The 3630-nt window shown below is 45.6% G+C and carries 5 protein-coding genes, 4 tRNA genes and 2 rRNA genes; 10 read left to right on the plus strand and 1 reads right to left on the minus strand.

Translation table 11 applies throughout. The annotated features are described in order from the left end of the window. The first annotated feature begins 19 nt into the window (after positions 1-19). From rrf (WEIDD23_RS04455) to WEIDD23_RS04485, 7 genes are all read left to right on the plus strand, one after another. Positions 20-136: ribosomal RNA gene (gene rrf, locus WEIDD23_RS04455) — 5S ribosomal RNA — on the plus strand. Positions 137-143: 7 nt separating this feature from the next. Beyond that, positions 144-216: transfer RNA gene (locus tag WEIDD23_RS04460), tRNA-Asn, on the plus strand. A gap of 4 nt (positions 217-220) precedes the next feature. After that, positions 221-293 (plus strand) — tRNA-Thr (locus WEIDD23_RS04465). 130 nt (positions 294-423) lie between these two features. Then, a 5S ribosomal RNA gene (gene rrf / locus WEIDD23_RS04470) occupies positions 424-540 on the plus strand. A gap of 9 nt (positions 541-549) precedes the next feature. Then, positions 550-622, plus strand: a tRNA-Asn gene (locus WEIDD23_RS04475). A 4-nt stretch (positions 623-626) separates the two neighbouring features. Next, a tRNA-Thr gene (locus WEIDD23_RS04480) sits at positions 627-699 on the plus strand. 68 nt (positions 700-767) lie between these two features. Next, positions 768-1079 carry a hypothetical protein gene (locus tag WEIDD23_RS04485; RefSeq protein WP_010369859.1) on the plus strand — a complete coding sequence of 104 codons (312 nt, stop codon included), beginning with the start codon at positions 768-770 and terminating at the stop codon, positions 1077-1079. Between the two features lie 116 nt (positions 1080-1195). Here WEIDD23_RS04485 and WEIDD23_RS04490 read toward each other — a convergent pair whose 3' ends face one another. Then, positions 1196-1546, minus strand: a complete 351-nt coding sequence (locus WEIDD23_RS04490) for an iron-sulfur cluster biosynthesis family protein (protein ID WP_043710131.1) — start codon at positions 1544-1546, stop codon at positions 1196-1198. Positions 1547-1708: 162 nt separating this feature from the next. Between WEIDD23_RS04490 and WEIDD23_RS04495 the strand changes: the two genes are divergently transcribed. From WEIDD23_RS04495 to WEIDD23_RS04505, 3 genes are all read left to right on the plus strand, one after another. Then, on the plus strand, positions 1709-1960 hold the full coding sequence (locus tag WEIDD23_RS04495) for a GlsB/YeaQ/YmgE family stress response membrane protein (RefSeq protein WP_029237417.1): 252 nt from the start codon (positions 1709-1711) through the stop codon (positions 1958-1960). A gap of 167 nt (positions 1961-2127) precedes the next feature. Further along, positions 2128-2955, plus strand: coding sequence for an aldo/keto reductase (locus tag WEIDD23_RS04500; protein WP_224228715.1), 828 nt, complete (start codon positions 2128-2130; stop codon positions 2953-2955). A gap of 6 nt (positions 2956-2961) precedes the next feature. Next, entirely contained in the window at positions 2962-3621 is a 660-nt protein-coding gene (locus WEIDD23_RS04505; RefSeq protein WP_062358794.1) for a hypothetical protein, read from the plus strand. The last annotated feature ends 9 nt before the right edge of the window (positions 3622-3630 follow it).

Raw genomic sequence — 3630 nt, forward strand, 5'->3', positions numbered from 1 at the left:
TAATTTCTCAACATAAACGTGTAGTGATGATGGCACTGAGGCCACACCTGTTCCCATACCGAACACAGAAGTTAAGCTCAGTAGCGCCGAAAGTAGTTGGAGGATCGCTTCCTGCGAGGATAGGACGTCGCTATGCATATCATTCCGAATTAGCTCAGTTGGTAGAGCACACGACTGTTAATCGTGTTGTCGTCGGTTCGAGCCCGACATTCGGAGTTATGCCGACTTAGCTCAGTTGGTAGAGCAACGGTATCGTAAACCGTAGGTCGAGGGTTCGAATCCCCCAGTCGGCACTCGTTAGTAAAACATCTTCGCCGAAGGTGTTTTTTATTTTCGAGAGTCCTTGACATTAGGGACATAGGAAGTGTTGACAATTAGGTTAGTCTTCCGTAAAATAATGTCTTGTAAGTTAGAAATAACGCGTGTCGTGATGATGGCATTGAGGTCACACCTGTTCCCATACCGAACACAGAAGTTAAGCTCAATAGCGCCGAAAGTAGTTGGAGGATCGCTTCCTGCGAGGATAGGACGTCGCGATGCATATATTATTCCGAATTAGCTCAGTTGGTAGAGCACACGACTGTTAATCGTGTTGTCGTCGGTTCGAGCCCGACATTCGGAGTTATGCCGACTTAGCTCAGTTGGTAGAGCAACGGTATCGTAAACCGTAGGTCGAGGGTTCGAATCCCCCAGTCGGCATAGTGTAAAGAGGTCATCCTGTTAAAGGATGACCTCTTTTGTTATGATGAAAAAAGGGGGCGTGTGACATGGACGAAGCAGCAACAAAGATTCAAGAATTAACAGAAGCATTGGCGTCTGCACAAACGGAAGTTGATAAGTGGCGGACGGGTGCCGAAATTTATGAAGCACAAGTAGGTGACCTGCAAGGCGCACTACAAGAAATGGCGGCGGAATTGGATCGCTTGGCACTTGAAAATCAGCAATTGAAGGGCCAATTAGGTGATGCACCAATCCTTCAACCACAAGCCAGTGTACCTACTGATGAAGATGCCCAAATTATTCAAGCCGCCTTAATTAGCCGCATTAAAGAATTAGAACGTGCATTAGCACAACGATAAAGCAGACTGGGAATGTCGGAGGTTTTAGACCTCCGACATGACCAATAGCTGCTGTGATAAAAGAAACCAAAAAGCCCAGTTCAGATTGCTGTCTGACTGGGCTTTAATAGTTGGGATTAAGCTGTTTGTAGGTCACGCAAGCCAACGTTTGAATCAAGCGTACCTGAAGGACCTGCTAGGCTATAACGCAAGTACTTATCAACTGAAAGCGTCATATCTGAATCCATCTGGGCAGCTGTGTAACCCTTGATGTAAACAGGGCCAAGTGTACTATCGATTTTTTTGTCAAAATCATTAGTAATTTGATCGCTTTCGCAAAGGATGATGTTAAAGGCCACGTCGAGGGTACACATCCCTGCGTCTGAAAATGGACCGACGCCATCATCAAAATCCAAAACAATCTTGGTTTGAGGTGTAAGACGTTGCGTCAGCTTTGCTTTTGCAGCATCGGAAATTGTTAAAAACATAATCATTACCTCCTGTATACCTTATACTCTACCATAGTATATCGCAGATGAAACAACTGTCCAAAAATTTTACGTTAAAAAAGCATTCCGTTTGTCCAATATCAAGGACACTGGTAAAGTATAGATATAGTTATGAGCACAGCAAAACAGGAGGATATGAAGATGCATTTAATTTGGACTTTAATTATTGGTGCAGTGATTGGTGCGATTGCCGGGGCAATTACTAGCCGAGGCGCATCGATGGGTTGGATAGCAAATATCGTCGCTGGTTTGATTGGTTCTTGGCTGGGTGAGATGGTACTTGGATCATGGGGGCCTTCACTGGCCGGTATGGCATTGTTCCCATCAATCATTGGGGCGATTATCGTTGTCTTAGTTGTATCTTGGTTGTTGACTAAGATGGGTAATGATTAAGAAGATGCCTATTAAGCGTTCTACCGTAACGGGTGGGACGCTTTTTTACTGGTATTGACATTCAGATACCAGGGCTCTAAGATTAGTTGTCTGGAATTGTGGTTCTTCTCAAAAACGTCATGATTAAATGCTAAAATGTAAGCATAATTCATGATTAAGGGGAGAATATGATGGAATTTGTGACTTTAAACAATGGCGTAAAAATGCCGATGGTCGGATTCGGTACGGATGCGGCCAATGCAGAACTAACCTACAATGAAGTGATGGCGGCGGCAACTGAAGCAGGTTACCGAATGTTTGATACGGCAGCGATGTATGGTAATCAAGATGAACTTGGGGCTTACCTGGTAAACTCAGGGCTTGATCGGTCAGATTACTTCCTAACGAGTAAGGTTGCACAGCTGGAGCAAGGGTATGAAAATACCCTACAAGCTTTTAAGCGAACAACGGCAGCGCTACAAACGGATTATCTAGACTTGTACCTGGTCCACTGGCCAAAATTTGAGCCATTTTTTGAAACGTGGCGTGCATTAGAGCACTTGTACAAAGAAGGGTATGTTCGGGCGATTGGTGTGTCGAATTTTGAGGCGCACCATTTAGATCGTTTGTTGACGCAAGCGACAGTTGTACCGGCAGTCGATCAAATTGAGACGCACCCATACTTCAATCAACACGTGCTGCATAATTACTTAACGGAACTTGGCATTCAACACCAAGCCTGGAGTCCGTTGGGCCGCGGTGCGGTGCTGCAGGATGAGACGTTGCAGGGGATTGCGACGCGATATGGTGTGAGTGTCGCGCAAGTTATTCTACGCTGGCACATCCAACATAACGTGGCGGTTATTCCAAAGTCAGGTAATCCGGCCCGCATGGCGCAAAACATTGATTTGCAATTCCAATTGACACCAACGGACATGGCACGCATTGATGCCTTACAACGTGGTGAACGTATCATGGGCGCACCAGATCAAAACTATACGGAAGATTTGTGGTAATAAACAATGGTTAAACAAGGGAGTTTCGCGAGTGTTAGCTCAGTGAAGCAGTTACGGCAATTTAAACAGCGTACGAAGTTGGCCGAGAGCCAGGCGATTCAACCAGAACAGATTAAAGCGTTCTTGGTTGTGCGCTACCACTTAACGCAGAATGCGCGACTCGCCCCAGTTACCAAGGAGACGATGCAACGCTTTTTGATGGCGTGGTTAGATAATGCCACAGCGCAAACTTGGGCGTTGACAACCATTACCCAGCAAACATTGGGCCAAATCGCCACGCAAGTACCATGGCAATTCTATGCTTTGGTCAATAGTGAATGGCGTCGGTTCCAAAAGTTTTTGCAAAAAGAAGTACCAGCGATGCCATTGGCAACCCGCCGCATGGTAACAGCTGAAGCTGAAACAATTACAGCGTTAGTGGCACAACAATTGGCCTTAAACTGGTTCTTAACGATGTATGCGACCATGCCGGACCGGTTAGCTGCAGTTACTGAACAACAGGTAGCTGATTTGCAACAATCGTTGCTGAGTGATGACCAAATTAATTGGCAAAATGTTGCAACGGTTTATTCGACGGCGCCATTTGTCATGCCGACAGATGCCGATGAAGGTACCGTAACCTGGTTGCAGACACTGACTGATTTAACGGCCAATCAACTAAAGTAATAAAAAATC

The sequence above is a fragment of the Weissella sp. DD23 genome (assembly GCF_001579105.1).
Lineage (GTDB): Bacteria > Bacillota > Bacilli > Lactobacillales > Lactobacillaceae > Weissella > Weissella cibaria.

What these genes read in the sequence shown, in the direction of transcription:
- WEIDD23_RS04485 (WP_010369859.1), top strand. Translation starts at nt 768, where the DNA reads ATGGACGAAGCAGCAACAAAGATTCAAGAATTAACAGAAGCATTGGCG.
- WEIDD23_RS04490 (WP_043710131.1), bottom strand. Translation starts at nt 1,546, where the DNA reads ATGTTTTTAACAATTTCCGATGCTGCAAAAGCAAAGCTGACGCAACGT.
- WEIDD23_RS04495 (WP_029237417.1), top strand. Translation starts at nt 1,709, where the DNA reads ATGCATTTAATTTGGACTTTAATTATTGGTGCAGTGATTGGTGCGATT.
- WEIDD23_RS04500 (WP_224228715.1), top strand. Translation starts at nt 2,128, where the DNA reads ATGATGGAATTTGTGACTTTAAACAATGGCGTAAAAATGCCGATGGTC.
- WEIDD23_RS04505 (WP_062358794.1), top strand. Translation starts at nt 2,962, where the DNA reads ATGGTTAAACAAGGGAGTTTCGCGAGTGTTAGCTCAGTGAAGCAGTTA.